Annotated in this window: 11 protein-coding genes; 1 reads left to right on the top strand and 10 read right to left on the bottom strand. The window is 66.7% G+C overall.

The window, feature by feature from the left end:
- Window positions 1–18: 18 nt before the first annotated feature.
- Genes selD through DAEP_RS0107055 form a run of 7 tightly spaced genes read right to left on the bottom strand, consistent with a single transcriptional unit; the run spans window position 19 to window position 8153 of the window.
- Window positions 19–2181 carry a selenide, water dikinase SelD gene (gene selD, locus DAEP_RS0107085; protein ID WP_027244172.1) on the bottom strand — a complete coding sequence of 721 codons (2163 nt, stop codon included), beginning with the start codon at window positions 2179–2181 and terminating at the stop codon, window positions 19–21.
- 48 nt (window positions 2182–2229) lie between these two features.
- Complete coding sequence (locus DAEP_RS0107080) at window positions 2230–2628, bottom strand: Na+/H+ antiporter subunit G (RefSeq protein WP_027244171.1); 399 nt, start codon at window positions 2626–2628, stop codon at window positions 2230–2232.
- 9 nt (window positions 2629–2637) lie between these two features.
- Window positions 2638–2907, bottom strand: a complete 270-nt coding sequence (locus DAEP_RS0107075; protein ID WP_008555504.1) for a K+/H+ antiporter subunit F — start codon at window positions 2905–2907, stop codon at window positions 2638–2640.
- Window positions 2904–3401, bottom strand: a complete 498-nt coding sequence (locus DAEP_RS0107070) for a Na+/H+ antiporter subunit E (protein ID WP_008556500.1) — start codon at window positions 3399–3401, stop codon at window positions 2904–2906. Before DAEP_RS0107070 ends, DAEP_RS0107075 begins: the two co-directional genes overlap by 4 nt.
- On the bottom strand, window positions 3398–4936 hold the full coding sequence (locus tag DAEP_RS0107065) for a monovalent cation/H+ antiporter subunit D (RefSeq protein WP_027244170.1): 1539 nt from the start codon (window positions 4934–4936) through the stop codon (window positions 3398–3400). The genes DAEP_RS0107070 and DAEP_RS0107065 overlap by 4 nt, the downstream gene beginning before the upstream one ends.
- The gene (locus tag DAEP_RS0107060) at window positions 4936–5289 is read right to left on the bottom strand and encodes a Na+/H+ antiporter subunit C (protein ID WP_027244169.1); all 354 of its coding nucleotides are present in this window, start codon (window positions 5287–5289) and stop codon (window positions 4936–4938) included. Before DAEP_RS0107060 ends, DAEP_RS0107065 begins: the two co-directional genes overlap by 1 nt.
- Window positions 5290–5291: 2 nt before the next feature.
- Window positions 5292–8153 carry a monovalent cation/H+ antiporter subunit A gene (locus DAEP_RS0107055; RefSeq protein WP_008557966.1) on the bottom strand — a complete coding sequence of 954 codons (2862 nt, stop codon included), beginning with the start codon at window positions 8151–8153 and terminating at the stop codon, window positions 5292–5294.
- A 281-nt stretch (window positions 8154–8434) separates the two neighbouring features.
- On the opposite strand from DAEP_RS0107055, the gene DAEP_RS0107050 reads away from it, so the two are divergent.
- The gene (locus DAEP_RS0107050; RefSeq protein WP_027244168.1) at window positions 8435–8908 is read left to right on the top strand and encodes a rhodanese-like domain-containing protein; all 474 of its coding nucleotides are present in this window, start codon (window positions 8435–8437) and stop codon (window positions 8906–8908) included.
- A gap of 194 nt (window positions 8909–9102) precedes the next feature.
- Here the strand turns inward: DAEP_RS0107050 and mdoH are convergent, their stop codons facing one another.
- From mdoH to DAEP_RS0107035, 3 genes are read right to left on the bottom strand one after another with little or no spacing between them, the layout of a single operon-like run.
- Entirely contained in the window at window positions 9103–10980 is a 1878-nt protein-coding gene (mdoH, locus tag DAEP_RS0107045; RefSeq protein ID WP_008553298.1) for a glucans biosynthesis glucosyltransferase MdoH, read from the bottom strand.
- Window positions 10977–12485: an OpgD/OpgG family glucan biosynthesis protein gene (locus tag DAEP_RS0107040; protein WP_027244167.1), complete on the bottom strand. Its 1509-nt coding sequence runs from the start codon at window positions 12483–12485 to the stop codon at window positions 10977–10979. The genes mdoH and DAEP_RS0107040 overlap by 4 nt, the downstream gene beginning before the upstream one ends.
- A complete protein-coding gene (locus tag DAEP_RS0107035; protein ID WP_027244166.1) occupies window positions 12482–13744 on the bottom strand; it encodes an OpgC family protein in 1263 nt (420 codons plus the stop codon). The genes DAEP_RS0107040 and DAEP_RS0107035 overlap by 4 nt, the downstream gene beginning before the upstream one ends.
- Window positions 13745–13764: the final 20 nt, after the last annotated feature.

Genomic DNA, 13764 nt, shown 5'->3' with positions numbered 1-13764 from the left:
GCGCTGGCGCGCAGCGGGTCAGGCGCTGAGAGTGATGGCCCCGGCCCCTTCTGTGATCTTCCCGATGAGGGCGGCCGGGTATCCGGCGTCGCGCAGCTGCTTCAGCAGGGCGTCGGCCTGATCTGCGGCCACCGCTGCCAAGAGACCGCCCGCGGTTTGCGGGTCAAACAGCAGATCCTGCCAGCCGGTGGTTTTCAGCTCCGGCAGCGCCGCTTGGTTCGCGGCCAGCAGCGAGGAGCGGACGCCGCGGTCTGCCAGATCCGCGGCGCCTTGCATCAGGGGCACATGGCCAGTGAACACCTCCGCGCCCGTTCGGGACGCCTCGCAGATGCCGAGCAGGTGGCCGAGAAGGCCGAAGCCGGTCACGTCGGTCATCGCATGGGCGTCCTGCAGGATACGGGCAGCCTCGCCCTGCGGCTGGCTCATCTGATCCAGTGCCGCGGCCACCCTGCCGCCATCGGCTTCGCCTGCCATTTCGGCGGCCATCAGCACGCCGGAGCCGAGGGGCTTGGTCAGGATCAGCGCATCGCCCGGTTTGGCGCCGGCAAGGGTGATCGGCAGGCGGGGGCAGAGGCCGGTGACGGTGAAGCCCACGGTCAGCTCATCCCCGAGCGAGGTGTGGCCGCCGATGATGGCGGCACCGGCCTGTTGCATGACTTCGGCGGCGGTGGCCATGATTTCCTGCAGGGTGCGGCTTTGCAGCTCCGGCGACATGCGCGGCAGGATCAGGCTGGCGGTGGCCGCCTGCGGCTCTGCGCCCATTGCCCAGATGTCCCCCAGCGCGTGCACGGCGGCGATGCGGGCCATCATCACCGGGTCGTTGGTGAAGCTGCGCAGGTGGTCGGTGCTGATCACTTGTTGCGCGCCGCCGGTGGTCAGCAGGGCGGCGTCGTCGCCGGGCAGCGGCGTGATGTCCGCGCGCTCCGCCGTGCCAAGCCCCGCGAGCGTGCCGAGCAGCGCGCCGCGCCCGACCTTGGCGCCGCAGCCGCCGCACAGGGGCTTGTCGCCCAGCGCCTCCTCCATGCCGATCGTGTGTTCGGCGGGCAGCGGTGGCGGGTCCATCGCGGGCAGGTCGCGGAATTTCTCCATGAAGGCCTGGTCGATGCGGTCCTTCCAGCTCCACATCACCGGCCCCGCCAGCGTCGTGCCGAAGCGCTCCCCCAGGGCTTCCTTGGCGCCCATGGAGATCAGTTTCAGGTAGTCCTTCTGCGGGCGGTATTTGCGCAGCGGATCGCCGGTCAGGGTGCTGCGCAGATTGTGGGCGAGCACAGGCGCCTGGCGCACCGCATAGACGCCGGCCTTGGGGCGCGGGGCAAAATCCATATGGGCGCAGTCGCCCGCGGCAAAGACATTCGGCACGGAGCTTTGCAGGGTTTCACTGACCCGGATGAAGCCGTCCTGCAGGTCAAGCCCGCTGTCCGCGAGCCAACCGTAGGGGCGGGCGCCGGCGGCGCCGGTGGTGAAGTCCGACAGCACCTCGCGCCCGTCCTGCAGGACGAGATAGCCGTCTTCGACCCGCTCGACCGGCGCGTTTTCCTCCAGCCGGACGCCGTGTTCGACCAGGGCGCGCAGGAGCTTGCGGCGGGCGGTCTCTCCGATCGCGCGCAAGGCCTGATCGCTGTCGATCAGCGTCGCCTGAGACAGGCGGCCGCGGGATTTGAGGGCATAGGCCATGGCCAGGATCAGCTCTGCTCCGGCGCCCCCGCCGCCGATCACGGCGGCATGGGCGGGGCCGCTGCCATCGCGGAAGGCGGCCCACTGCGCGGCGAACCGGCCGAGCGGCTTGGCCGGGATGCCGTGTTCGGCAAAGCCCGGCAGGTCCGGCATGGCGGAGGTGATGCCGATGTCGACCGAGGCCACGTCATAGGCAACCGGCGGGCGGCCCGGCACATGCACCCGCTGGGCAGCGGTGTCGATATGCTCAGCCGCACCCAGCACCACACGGGCACCGGCGAAGCGGGCGAGGCGCACCAGGTCGATGTCCAGCTCTTCGCGCGCGTAATGGCCTGCGACGAAACCGGGCAGCATCCCGGAATAGGGCGCGGAAGGTCCGGGGTTGATGACCGTCAGCCGGGCGCCGGGCAGGGGGCGCATGCCCCATTTGCGCAGCACCAGCGCGTGGGTGTGGCCGCCGCCGATCAGCACCAGATCGCGGGTGAGCGGCAATCGGGAGGAGTCCATATGCTGTCCTGTCTTTGCAGCGGGCCGGTTTCCGGCTGGGGCCTGCGCTTATTGCGCGGCGTCCGGGCGGCCTGCGCTTCTGCGTTCCTCGTCCTCCGGCTTGTCATGGGTGGCCCAATGGTCATCCTCGCCCGCCGGGGGCATGGTTTCGCGGGTTTCTTGCCGGTGAATATGCACCTTGGCAATGAAATTCGCGGTGATCGGCGCGGTCAGGAACAGGAACAGGGTGATCATCAGCTCATGGATCGAGACATGTTCTTCGAACACCGCCGCATGCAGGAGCGAGGCCAGCAGCACGCCGCCGACCCCCAGGGTGGTGGCCTTGGTCGGCGCGTGCAGCCGCGACATCGGGTCGTTGAGCTTGATCAGCCCGTAGGAGCCGACAATGCCGAAGATCCCGGCCATCACCAGAAACGCGGCAACAAGGAATTCAAACAGGCTTGCCATCTTGTCCCCTCACTCGATGATGTTGCCGCGCAGGATGAAGCGCGCATAGGCCACGGTGGAGACAAAGCCGAGCATGGCGATGATCATCGCGGCCTCAAAGAACATCTCGGTCCCCAGCGCGAGGCCGTAGAGGACCATCAGGGCGATGGCGTTGATGAACATGGTATCGAGCGCCAGGATGCGGTCGGCGATATCCGGGGCGGTGACGATCTTCCACAGGTTCATCAGCATCGCCAGGGCGAAGCAGGCAAAGGCGAAGTAGGCAGCGTTTTCGATCATTCGAAGATCTCCATCAGCCGGCGCTCATAGCGCTGTTTGATCTCGTCGCGCACCGCGTCCGGGTCGGGCGCGTCCAGGCAGTGAACCAGCAGGGCGTGGCCCGCGTCCGAGATATCCGCCGACAGGGTGCCCGGCGTCATGGTGATGGTGCCGGCCAGGGCGGTGATCGCCTCGGGCGTTTTCAGGTCCAGCGGGATGGTGATCCAGTTGGGGCGGCGGTCGGCATTGGGTTTGAACAGAACGATGCGGGCGACGATGATATTGGCCTGCACGATGTCCATCAGCACGACAAGGATGTATTCCGCGATCTTCAGCGGTTTGCTGAGCCGCGGCCGGTTGGGCCAGTAGGGCTGGGTGAAAAACGGGATCAGAACCCCCAGCATGAAGCCGAAGAGCAGCGAGTTCAGCGACCAACCGTTGACCAGCAGCAGCCAGGTGAGGGTCAGCAGCAGCGTGAGATAGGGGTGCGGCAGCAGCCGCTGGAACAGTTTCATTTCGCCTCCTCCCCAAGCACGGTACCGATATAGGCCTCAGGCGCAAAGAGCTGCGCTGCGGTTGCCTCGGCATAGCGGGTGGCAGGTCCCGCAAACACTGTGAGCGCCACCAGCCCCGCCAGCAGCCCGAAGCAGGCCACAAACGGCAGATGCGCGGGCCGGGCTGCAAGGGACTCCTGCGGCGGTTCGGCGCTGGTGCCGGTGTTCTCCTTCGGCAGGCCGTGGCCCTTCCAGAACAGCAGCGAGCCTGCGCGCGCCATGCCGATGATGGTGATCAGCGAGCCGGTCAGGATCACCGCCCAGATCCAGGTGGCAAGCTCAGAGCCGCGGGTGGCATCCAGCACCAGCAGCTTGCCCAGGAATCCCGACAGCGGCGGCATCCCCGCCAGCGCGATGGCGGCAGCAAAGAAAAGCGCCGAGATCAGCCCGGTCTGCGGCATCGGCAGCTGCGGCATGATCCAGCCGCCCTGCCGCTCCATCACCAGGTCGGCGACCAGGAACAGCAGCGCCGCGGCCAGGGTGGAATGCACCAGGTAGTAGAGCGCGGCGGCGGTGGCGGTCTGGGTGAACAGCGACACCGCGATCAGCAGCGTGCCCATCGAGGCAATGGCGCCAAAGGCGGCCAGGCGGCCGATCTTGTTGGATCCCAGCACACCGACCGCGCCGGCAATCAGCGTCAGCAGCGCGGCGGGCAGCAGCCAGTATTCGGTCAGCCCGGCGGTGGCCTCGACCTCGGGGCCGAACACCAGCGTGTACATGCGCAGGATCGAATAGGCGCCGACCTTGGTCATGATGGCAAACAGCGCCGCCACCGGCATCGGCGCGTTGGCATAGGCCGAGGGCAGCCAGAAATGCAGCGGCAGCAGCGCCGCCTTGATGGCAAAGACCAGCAACAGCATCACCGCGCCCGCCCGCAGCAGGGCGGTATCCTCCGCCGGGATCTGCGCGACCTTCACGGCGAGGTCGGCCATGTTCAGCGTGCCGGTCACCGCATAAAGCGTGCCAAGCGCGAACAGGAACAAAGTGGAGCCAAGAAGGTTGAACACCACGTACTGGACGCCGGCCTGAAACCGGCGGGTGCCGCCGGAGTGGATCATCAGCCCGTAGGAGGCGATCAGCAGCACCTCGAAGAAAACGAAAAGGTTGAAGGCGTCGCCGGTCAGGAAGGCGCCCATGATGCCCATCAGCTGGAACTGGAACAGCGCGTGGAAGTTGCTGCCGCGGGTGTCCCAGCCCGACCCGATGGCGTAAAGCAGCACCGGCAGCGCCAAGAGCGAGGTGAGCACGATCATCATGCCCGACAGCCGGTCCAGCACCAGCACGATGCCGAATGGCGCGGGCCAGTCGCCGAGTTCATAGACCTTGACGGTTCCGTCCGCCGCCTGGGCGGCCAGGGCCAGGGTCACGCCGGCCAGCAGCACCGCACTGGCGACCGAGAAAATCCGCTGCAGGTCCAGGTGGTGGCGCAGCACCATGATGATGAACGGCGCAACCAGGGCAGGCAGCACCACCGGCGCGATCAGAAGGTGCTGCATCATGCGTCCTCTCCTGCGCCTTCTGCCTCAGCGGGCAGAGCGGTGCGGTCATCGCGCGAGGACAGGAAGGCCCCCAGCGCGATCATCACCACCACCGCGGTCATGCCGAAGGAGATCACGATGGCGGTCAGCACCAGCGCCTGCGGCAGCGGATCGGTATAGGCGACCTCCTCGTATTTGTTGAGGATCGGGGGGGCGGCGGTCATCAGCCGCCCGGAGGCAAACAGGAAGACGTTCACCGCATAGGTGATCAGCGACAGGCCGAGGATCACCGGGAAGCTGCGGCGGCGCAGGATCAGATAGATGCCGGCCGCAGTCAGGATGCCCACGGCCGAGGCGACGAGAAGTTCCATGCTTATCCCTCCGTCCCGGTCTTGGCCGCGTCCTCGCGGGCCGGGTTGATGTCCATCGCGTGTTCAGAGCTGATGCCCGGCTGCCAGGCAAAGCGCGACAGGCTTTCCAGCGCCAAGAGCACCGCGCCGACCACCGCCAGGAAGACGCCAAGGTCAAAGAGCGCGGCGGTGGCCCATTCGAACTCCTCCAGCGGCGGCCAGTGGATGTAGCCGAAGGCGCTGGTCAGGAACGGCATCCCGTTGAACCAGGCGCCCATGCCGGTGGCGGCGGCGATCAGCACGCCGGAGCCGATGATGGCGTGGTAGGGGTAGCGCTGCCGCTCGGTCGCCCACGCAAAGCCCGAGGCCATGTATTGCATGATGATCGCAATTGCCGCGACCAGCCCCGCGATGAAGCCGCCGCCCGGCAGGTTGTGGCCGCGGAAGAAGATATAGGCGGCCACCATCAGCGCCAGCGGCATCATCACCCGGGTTGCCACCACCATCATCAGCGGGTGGCTGTCGCCCGCCCGCGGCGAATCCGGCTCGCGGTTCAGAAGGTAGGCGCGCACGCGGGAGCCCAGCACCGCCTCGGTCAGGGCAAAGATCACCATGGCGGCGATCCCCAGCACGATGATCTCGCCAAAGGTGTCATAACCGCGGAAGTCGACCAGGATCACGTTCACCACGTTGGTGCCGCCGCCGCCCTTGTAGGAGTTGGCGAGATGGAAGTCCGATATCGTCGGGAAGGCAAAGTCGCGCATCAGGAGCGCATAGATCAGCCCGCCCGCGCCAAGCCCCGCGACCACCGAAATCGCGCCGTCGCGCACACGGGTCAGCACCGGGGTTTCGGCCGGGGTTTCCTTGGGCATGAAGTTCAGTGCCAGCAGCATCAGGATGATGGTCACCACCTCGACCGAGATCTGGGTCAGCGCCAGGTCCGGTGCTGAGAGGTAGTTGAACGACATCGACACCACCAGGCCCACCACGCCGATCAGCACCAGCGCCAGCAGCCGGTTGCGGTGCTTCACCACGATGAACAGCGTGGCCACCACCAGAGCGAACCAGCCGGTCACGGGCAGCAGGCCGGGCTGTTGCAAGGCGCGCGTCGGCGCGCCCAGGGTGCCGCCGCGATAGGCCAGGTAGGCGATCACCACGGTGAAGGCGACCATCACCGCGGAATACCGGGTGAGGGCGCCGTTGTGCAGGCCGCCGGTCACTGCCTGGCTGAGGCGGGTGAAGGCGCCGATAAGGCCCTCGAAGATCACCTTGGCCTCGGGCCGCGGGGCCGCGTCCCAGGCGCGGGCCAGCGGCTTGTGCAGCGCCAGCAGCACCGCACCGCCGATCACCGCAGCGATCGACATATAAAGCGCCGGGGTCAGCCCGTGCCACAGCTTGAGCGAGTAATAGGGCAGTTTCTCTCCGCCGATCACCGCGCTGGCGGCGGTGGCCACCATCGGGCCAGCGATCTTGGCAGAGGCAAGGCCGATCAGCACCACCAGCAGCACCAGGAAGGCAGGGCCTACCCACATGCCGGTGTTGGGGTCATGCGGGTGGCCGGGGTAATCCTCGCGCTTGGGTCCAAGGAAGACATGGGCGATGAAGCGGAAGGAATAGGCCGCCGAGAACACAGCCGCCGCGGTCACCAGCGCGGGCACGATCAGGTGCGAGCCGTTCCAGAGGGTGTGCGAGGCCTCCTCCAGCATCATCTCCTTGGACAGGAAGCCGTTCAGCGGGGGGACGCCCGCCATCGACAGCGCCGCCACCGTGCCGATGGTGAAGGTGACGGGCATCAGGTGGCGCAACCCGCCGAGCCGTTTGATATCGCGGGTGCCTGCCTCATGGTCGACAATGCCCGCGGTCATGAACAGCGCCGCCTTGAAGGTCGCGTGGTTGATGATGTGAAAGACAGCCGCCACCGCGGCGAATTTGGTCCCGAACCCCAGGAGCATGGTGATGAGGCCGAGGTGGCTGACGGTGGAAAACGCCAAGAGCGCCTTGAGGTCGTCCTTGAACAGCGCAATCACAGCGCCCAGCAGCATGGTGACAAGGCCGGTGGTGGCAACGATGTAGAACCATTCAGGCGTGCCGGCCAGAACCGGCCAGAGGCGGGCCATCAGGAACAGGCCGGCCTTCACCATGGTGGCGGAGTGCAGATAGGCCGACACCGGCGTCGGCGCTGCCATCGCGTGCGGCAGCCAGAAGTGGAAGGGGAACTGCGCCGATTTGGTGAAGGCTCCGATCAGGATCAGGATCAGCGCGGGCAGATACAGGGGCGAGGCCTGAATAGCCTCCTTGTTTTGCAGGATCACGCTGAGGTCATAGGACCCTGCGATATGGCCCAGCAGCAGCATCCCCGCGATCATCGCCAGCCCGCCGGAGCCGGTCACGGCCAGCGCCATGCGGGCGCCCTGGCGGCCTTCTGGCAGGTGCTTCCAATAGCCGATCAGCAGGAAGGAGCTGAGCGAGGTAAGCTCCCAGAATACCAGCAGAAGCAGGATGTTGTCGGACAGAACGATGCCAACCATAGCGCCCTGGAACAGCAGCAGGTAGCTGTAGAACTGGCCCATCGGGTCTTCGCGCGACAGGTAGAAACGGGCGTAGAGGATGATCAGGAGGCCGATGCCAAGGATCATCGCCGCAAACAGGAATCCCAGCCCGTCGAGGAAGAAATGGGCGTTGAGGCCAAGGGCGGGCAGCCAGTCCACGGCGGCAAAGACCGTCTCGCCGCGGAAGATGGCGGGGATATGCAGCATCAGCCCGGTAAAGGCGAGGAACGTGGTCAGCCCGGCGGCCGAAGCAGCGGCATTGCGTCCGGCGCGGATTAACAGCGCTGGAAAGACGGCTCCGAGAAAGGGCAGGGCCGCAATCAGGAATAGGGACACGTGCAGGTCTCCTGTCGGGTTGGCGCGTCGATATTTTTTTAGTCCAGTGCTAAGCAATTTTTCAGCACAGAACCACCCCCGCCGCCCCGGATACTGTAAGAATGCCGCAGCTCCGGGGCAGAATTGGTACGATTGTTGCGCCTATATTTGGGCGGCTTGCGCGCAATAACAAGAACTTGACTGGCCTAAGCTGGCCATTTCTGGTGATTGGCGGCTGCCAAGCTGCTAAATCTGGGGCAGGAGTGCAGTTCAGCGGTGGCAAACCCAACAGCGGAGGCGAGATGCCCGGTACAGAGGCGGACAAACCAAACCTGACGCGGCGGCTGATGCTGCTGGGCGGGGCCGCGGCGGCCGGCGGCTTTGGCTACTGGTGGCACCGCCGCCAGCCGCCCGCGCATGATCAGCCGCGGCTGACGGCGGCAGAGGCGTTTGCGGCGGCCCGGGACGGCGGCATCATCCTGGTGGATATCCGCACCCCGCAGGAATGGCGCGCGTCGGGGGTGCCGGCGGGCAGCCATCAGATCGACATGCGGCGCGCGGATTTCATCGCGGCCCTGCAGGCGGTGGCGGGGCCGGACCGCACGGTGCCGGTGGCGCTGATTTGCGCCCGCGGGGTGCGTTCGGCGCGGCTGACGCTGGCGCTGGCAGAGGCGGGTTTCACGAATGTGATCGATGTGCCCGAAGGTATGCTGGGCTCTGCCGCGGGGCCGGGCTGGATCGCGGGCAACCTGCCGGTGGCGCGGTGGCAAGGATGACAGCAGCCCTGAAGGCGCGCGCGCTGACGCCCTGGCGGCGGCAGGTCTGCTGATGCGGGGGCGGGGTCCAGATCCGCCCTGGCGAGGGTCGCAGGCCGCACCGCGCATCAGCGCGGTGCCGGGCCCAAGGCTGCCAAGGGTGTCCCGGCGCAGCCGGGGCACCCTGCGGGCGCGGGAGCCGCTTGGCCGCGGGCTTACTCTGCCGGGGTGCCGCGGACGGTGCTGCCGTCCAGCAGCGCCTTCAGCTCGGCGCGGGCGGCACGGGCGGCGCGGGTGATCTGGGGTTCGGTGAACTCCTCCCGCGTGGCCATCCAGTGGCGGATGCGGTTCACCGTCTTGACGCCCGACAGCGCCGACAGCGGCACCGCCAGCACCAGCGACAGCGCGATCGGCGCCAGCCACAGCGACACGGTGCCGGTCAGGATCCCGGCCCAGAGCGCGACGCCGCTGACGGTTTCCAGCGCGTGGCAGGTGATCAGCGTGCGCAGGGAGTAGCTGCCGCCGTCGCGCGCTTGGGGCGCCCAGCCGCGCTGCAGGCCAAGGGCGGTGCGGAACACCGCGATCATCTGCTGCACCATCAGGATCGGCGCATAGAGAATGGCCAGAACCACCTCGGACAGGAAGGACAGCGCGAAATGCACCGGGCCGCCGTATTCGGAAAACCGGCTGCCAGTGAGCGGCAGCGCTGCCGCGGCCAGCAGCTTGGGGGCCAGCAGCATGGCGTAGATCAGGATGATCACCAGCACGTGCTTAGGCTCGGACATGTCGGGCCAGTTGGGGCGGAAGGGGTTGGCCTCGCTGAAGTAGCTGATCACTGAGGCTTCCTCGCTGCGGCCGATGACGGCCCAAAGGACCAGCAGCGCAAACCAAACCGGTGCCATCAGATAGCCGATGGCGCCCGCAAACAGGTGGAAGCGGGAGATCGCGCGGAAGCCCTTGGCGTGCAGCAGGTTGAGATGCTGCAGGTTGCCCTGGCACCAGCGGCGGTCGCGCAGGATGTGGTCGATCAGGGTGGCGGGGGTTTCCTCATACGACCCGCGGATGCGGGGCAGGAAGCGCACGGACCAGCCGGCCCGGCGCAACAGGCCTGCCTCGACGAAATCATGGCTCATGATCAGCTTGTCGCCGCCGCCAAAGCGTGAGCGCAGCAGCGGCAGGCCCGCGCAGGCGGCAAAGGCGCGGGTGCGGATGATCGCGTTATGGCCCCAGTAGTTGCCCTCGTGCCCGGCCCAGCGGGCCAGGCCCTCGGCCAGGGCGAGGCCGTAGACGCCGTTCGCGAACTGCTGCATGCGGCCAAAGACCGATTGTGCGCCGATGAGCTGCGGATAGCTCTGGATCAGGCCGGCGCCCGGGTCGCGGGCCAGCGCGTCGGCCAGCCGGGCAATGGCGCGGCCGGTCATCAGGCTGTCGGCGTCCAGCACCAGCATCGCCTCGTAGCCCGCGCCCCAGCGGCGCACCCAGTCGGAGATATTGCCGACCTTGCGGCCCTCGTTGTCGGCGCGGCGGCGGTAGTAGAGTTCGGTGCCTTCCGGCAGCATGGTGCGCAGCGCCTCGACGCTGGCGCGCTCCTGTTCGGCAATCGCGTCGTCGCGGGTGTCCGAGAGGATGAACATCGCGTATTCATGCAGGCCGCCGCGGCCGTGCAGTTCCTGCAGCATGGTCTGGGCGTTGCCCAGCACATACCAAGGCACCTCGTTGTAGACCGGCATCAGCAGCGCGACCTTCATCGGGCGGGCGGCGCCGCGGGCGGCGGTGCGCTCGCGGCGGGACAGGCCATAGAGGCCCAGCAGCACCGTGGAGACGGTGAAGGCGATCCAGAAGAAGTTGAAGGCGATCAGCGCCAGCAGAATCATCTCCAGCACCGAAAAACCGCCGTCGGCGAACCAGCCCTGCATCACCCAGGTCAGAACGCCGGTGGCTGCCATTGCGGGCGAGAACGCCAGCAGCCGCCACAGCGCCACCTGGCGCGGCGCGGCATCGCCGGGGGCGGCGGCGTCGCGGAAGTCCTTGCTGAAGTCCTGCTCCGGCATCGCCAGGGGCTGTTCCGGAGGCATCAGATCACTTGCAGTCATGCGGTCCACCTGTAAAGCCAGACCTCGGAAGCGGGGCTGCCGTCTTTCCTGAGCTGGGCGCGAAGTTCGATGTGATCCTGATCGCCAGGATCAAAGTTGAAGGCCAGCCGCAGTCCGCCGGTTTCCGGGTTGCGCTGCAGCACGCCTTCGCTGGTCGCGACATGGGGAGAGTGGATGTAGACGTCAAGGGCCTCCGGATCGCCATCGAGCAGCGGGTGCGACTCAAAGTCGATGGTGATGATCCGGCCCGGGCCGCCGAAGATCCGCGCGCCCTCGGCGGTGGACAGCGCCCGCGGCAGCGGCAGCGCCGGTTCGCTGCCCCAGGTGAGCCGGTAGGTGAGATTGACCTCGCTTCCGGCGGCGTAGGGTTCACGCGGGCGCCAGTAGGCCACGATGTTGTCGTAGATTTCCTTGTCCGCCGGAATTTCCACCAGCGTGACGGCCCCCTTGCCCCAGTCCTCCTGGGGTTCGACCCAAAGGCAGGGACGCTTGTGATAGAAGGCTTCGAGGTCGTTGAAGTCTGACAGCTTGCGGGCGCGCTGCATCAGGCCGAAGCCGCGCGGATTCTCGTCGACGAAAGAAGAAATCTGCAGGCGTTTCGGGTTGGACAGCGGCCGCCACAGGGTCTCGCCATTGCCGTTCTGCACCAGCAGCCCGTCCGTGTCATGCACCGCCGGGCGGAAGTCGTCGAAGTCGTGGCGGTTCTTGGCGTCGAACAGGAACATGGAGGTGAGCGGCGCCAGGCCTGCGTGGCTCAGTTCTTCGCGGGCAAAGAGCGTCGCCTCGACATCCATCACCGTGCTGCTGCCGGGGGTGATGGTGAAGCGGTAGGCGCCGGTGACGGAGGGCGAATCCATCAGCGCATGCACCACCATGTGGTGCTGGCCCGGGGCAGGGGCCTCCAGCCAGAATTCGATGAACTCCGGAAACTCCTCCCCCTCGGGGTCGGCGGTTTTCAGGGCCAGACCGCGCGCGGATTGGCCGTAGGCGTTGCCGATGCCGATCGCGCGGAAGTAGCTGGCGCCCTGAAAGACGCAGAACTCGGTCTTCTTGCCGGGTTCGGACAGTTCGGTGCGCAGCCGCAGGCCGGAATAGCCGAGGTCGCCCTCGGTGGTCAGTTCGGGGGCCTTGTCGGATTTGTCGAACAGCGACAGGTCGAAGGGCACCCGGCTGGACAGCCCGTCAGTCACCGTGTTGATCTGGATGGCGCGCGGGAAATAGAGGCCCGGCAGGAAGAAATCGACGTTGTAGCTGCGATCCGTCCGGGACCACAGCGCGTCTTTTGTGCGGAACCAGCGGGTCTTGTAGTCGTCATAGGACTGATCCAGCCAATCCTGCGGCACGGTGGGGCGTTCGGCGTAGGCCTCCTCGGCGAGCGCGCGGGCCTTGGCCACCACCACATCGCGGCTGAAGGGTTCGGGGTCGCTCGCCAGCCCCGGCAGGGCGGACAGAGCGGTGCTGCCAAGCGCGGCTGCGAGGAAGGAGCGGCGGGAAAAAGAGCTCATTTCTTGGCTCTCCAAGGTTGTGACTTGAACCAGGCTGCGGTGTAAGCGCAGAGTATGATTAGGAAAAAGCCGACCAGGTTGGCGAATGCCGTGGTCATAACCGCGCGGTCGGTCTGGTCAAGCGCAAAGCCGATGAAACGGGCCAGCGCCATCGAAAAAACAAACACGGCAAGCGATTGCTGGCCGACCTTGGTGATCAGTTTCAGCAATACCGCCCAGGTGCGCGCCGCCAGGGAATGGCCGGAGGCAATGAGCCGCTTGCCGCCTTCACCGGCGGCCACCCAGCCGAGGTAAGCCAGCGACAGGAAGTGGGCATAGCGGAGCAGGCCGAAATCGGTTTTTTCGCGCCATTCCGCGGTGATTTCCCAGGTCGGGCGGATCAGGGCGGCCAGATCCTTGTTCGCCGCTTCCACCCAGAGGAAGACCTTCCAGGACCCGAACGGTGCGGACAGAATCACAAAGGCTGCGGCCAGGATCACCAGCGCCTTGGAGACCGGCGGCGCGGGCAGCCAGCCCTTCATGAAGGCAAAGCCGGTGAAGAACAGCAGCTGCCAGCCGAGCGGGTTGAAGAACCACTCCCGCTCCGACCAGGGTTCCGCCGGGAAGGAGATGCCATTGGGGCCGAGGCCGATCATATAGGGGTTCGCGCTGAGCCAGATCAGGACGCTGGCGGCGATCACCGCCCAGACCCCAGCTTTTTCCAGCCCCATCATCAGCGGCAGCAGGACCAGCACGCCGAGGTACATCGGCAGCACGTCGAAGTAGTTCGGCACGTAGGTCAGGGTCATCACCCCGACCAGCTGCTGAACGGTGTTGGTGAAGAACCAGTGCAGGTTCAGGGAGCCGATATAGCTCTTGTCGAAGCCGCCATAGAGATCGAGCGCCGCCATGGAGGCGGTGAGGAAGAAGAACAGCCCGATATGGGCCCAATAGACCTGCCAGCAGCGGAAGACGACCCGGGCGGTGCCGAGCCACCAGCCCTGGCGGGCGAAGGAGCTGCCGAAGGCAATTGCGGACGCCATGCCGGAGCAGAAGACAAAGATTTCGGTTGCGTCGGTAAAGCCGAACCGCCCCGGAATCCAGCCGGCCCAGCGGTTGCCGGGGATATGCGCCACCAGAATGATGAACATTGCGATGCCGCGGTAGAAATCAAGCCGGGGATCGCGCAGCCGCGTCTGCGCCGTTTGCGGCGGGGGCACCGCGCGGTTGGCGGCAGCAGGATCTTTCTGAGGCCCGGGAAAGGGCGCAACGCTGGACATCTGAGGTTTCTGGTCCTTGA

Origin of the sequence: Leisingera daeponensis DSM 23529, from assembly GCF_000473145.1 — a bacterium.
In the GTDB taxonomy this organism is placed as follows: domain Bacteria; phylum Pseudomonadota; class Alphaproteobacteria; order Rhodobacterales; family Rhodobacteraceae; genus Leisingera; species Leisingera daeponensis.
Note: the sequence above shows the minus strand (reverse complement) of the source record. Positions and strands in the feature narration are given on the sequence as shown.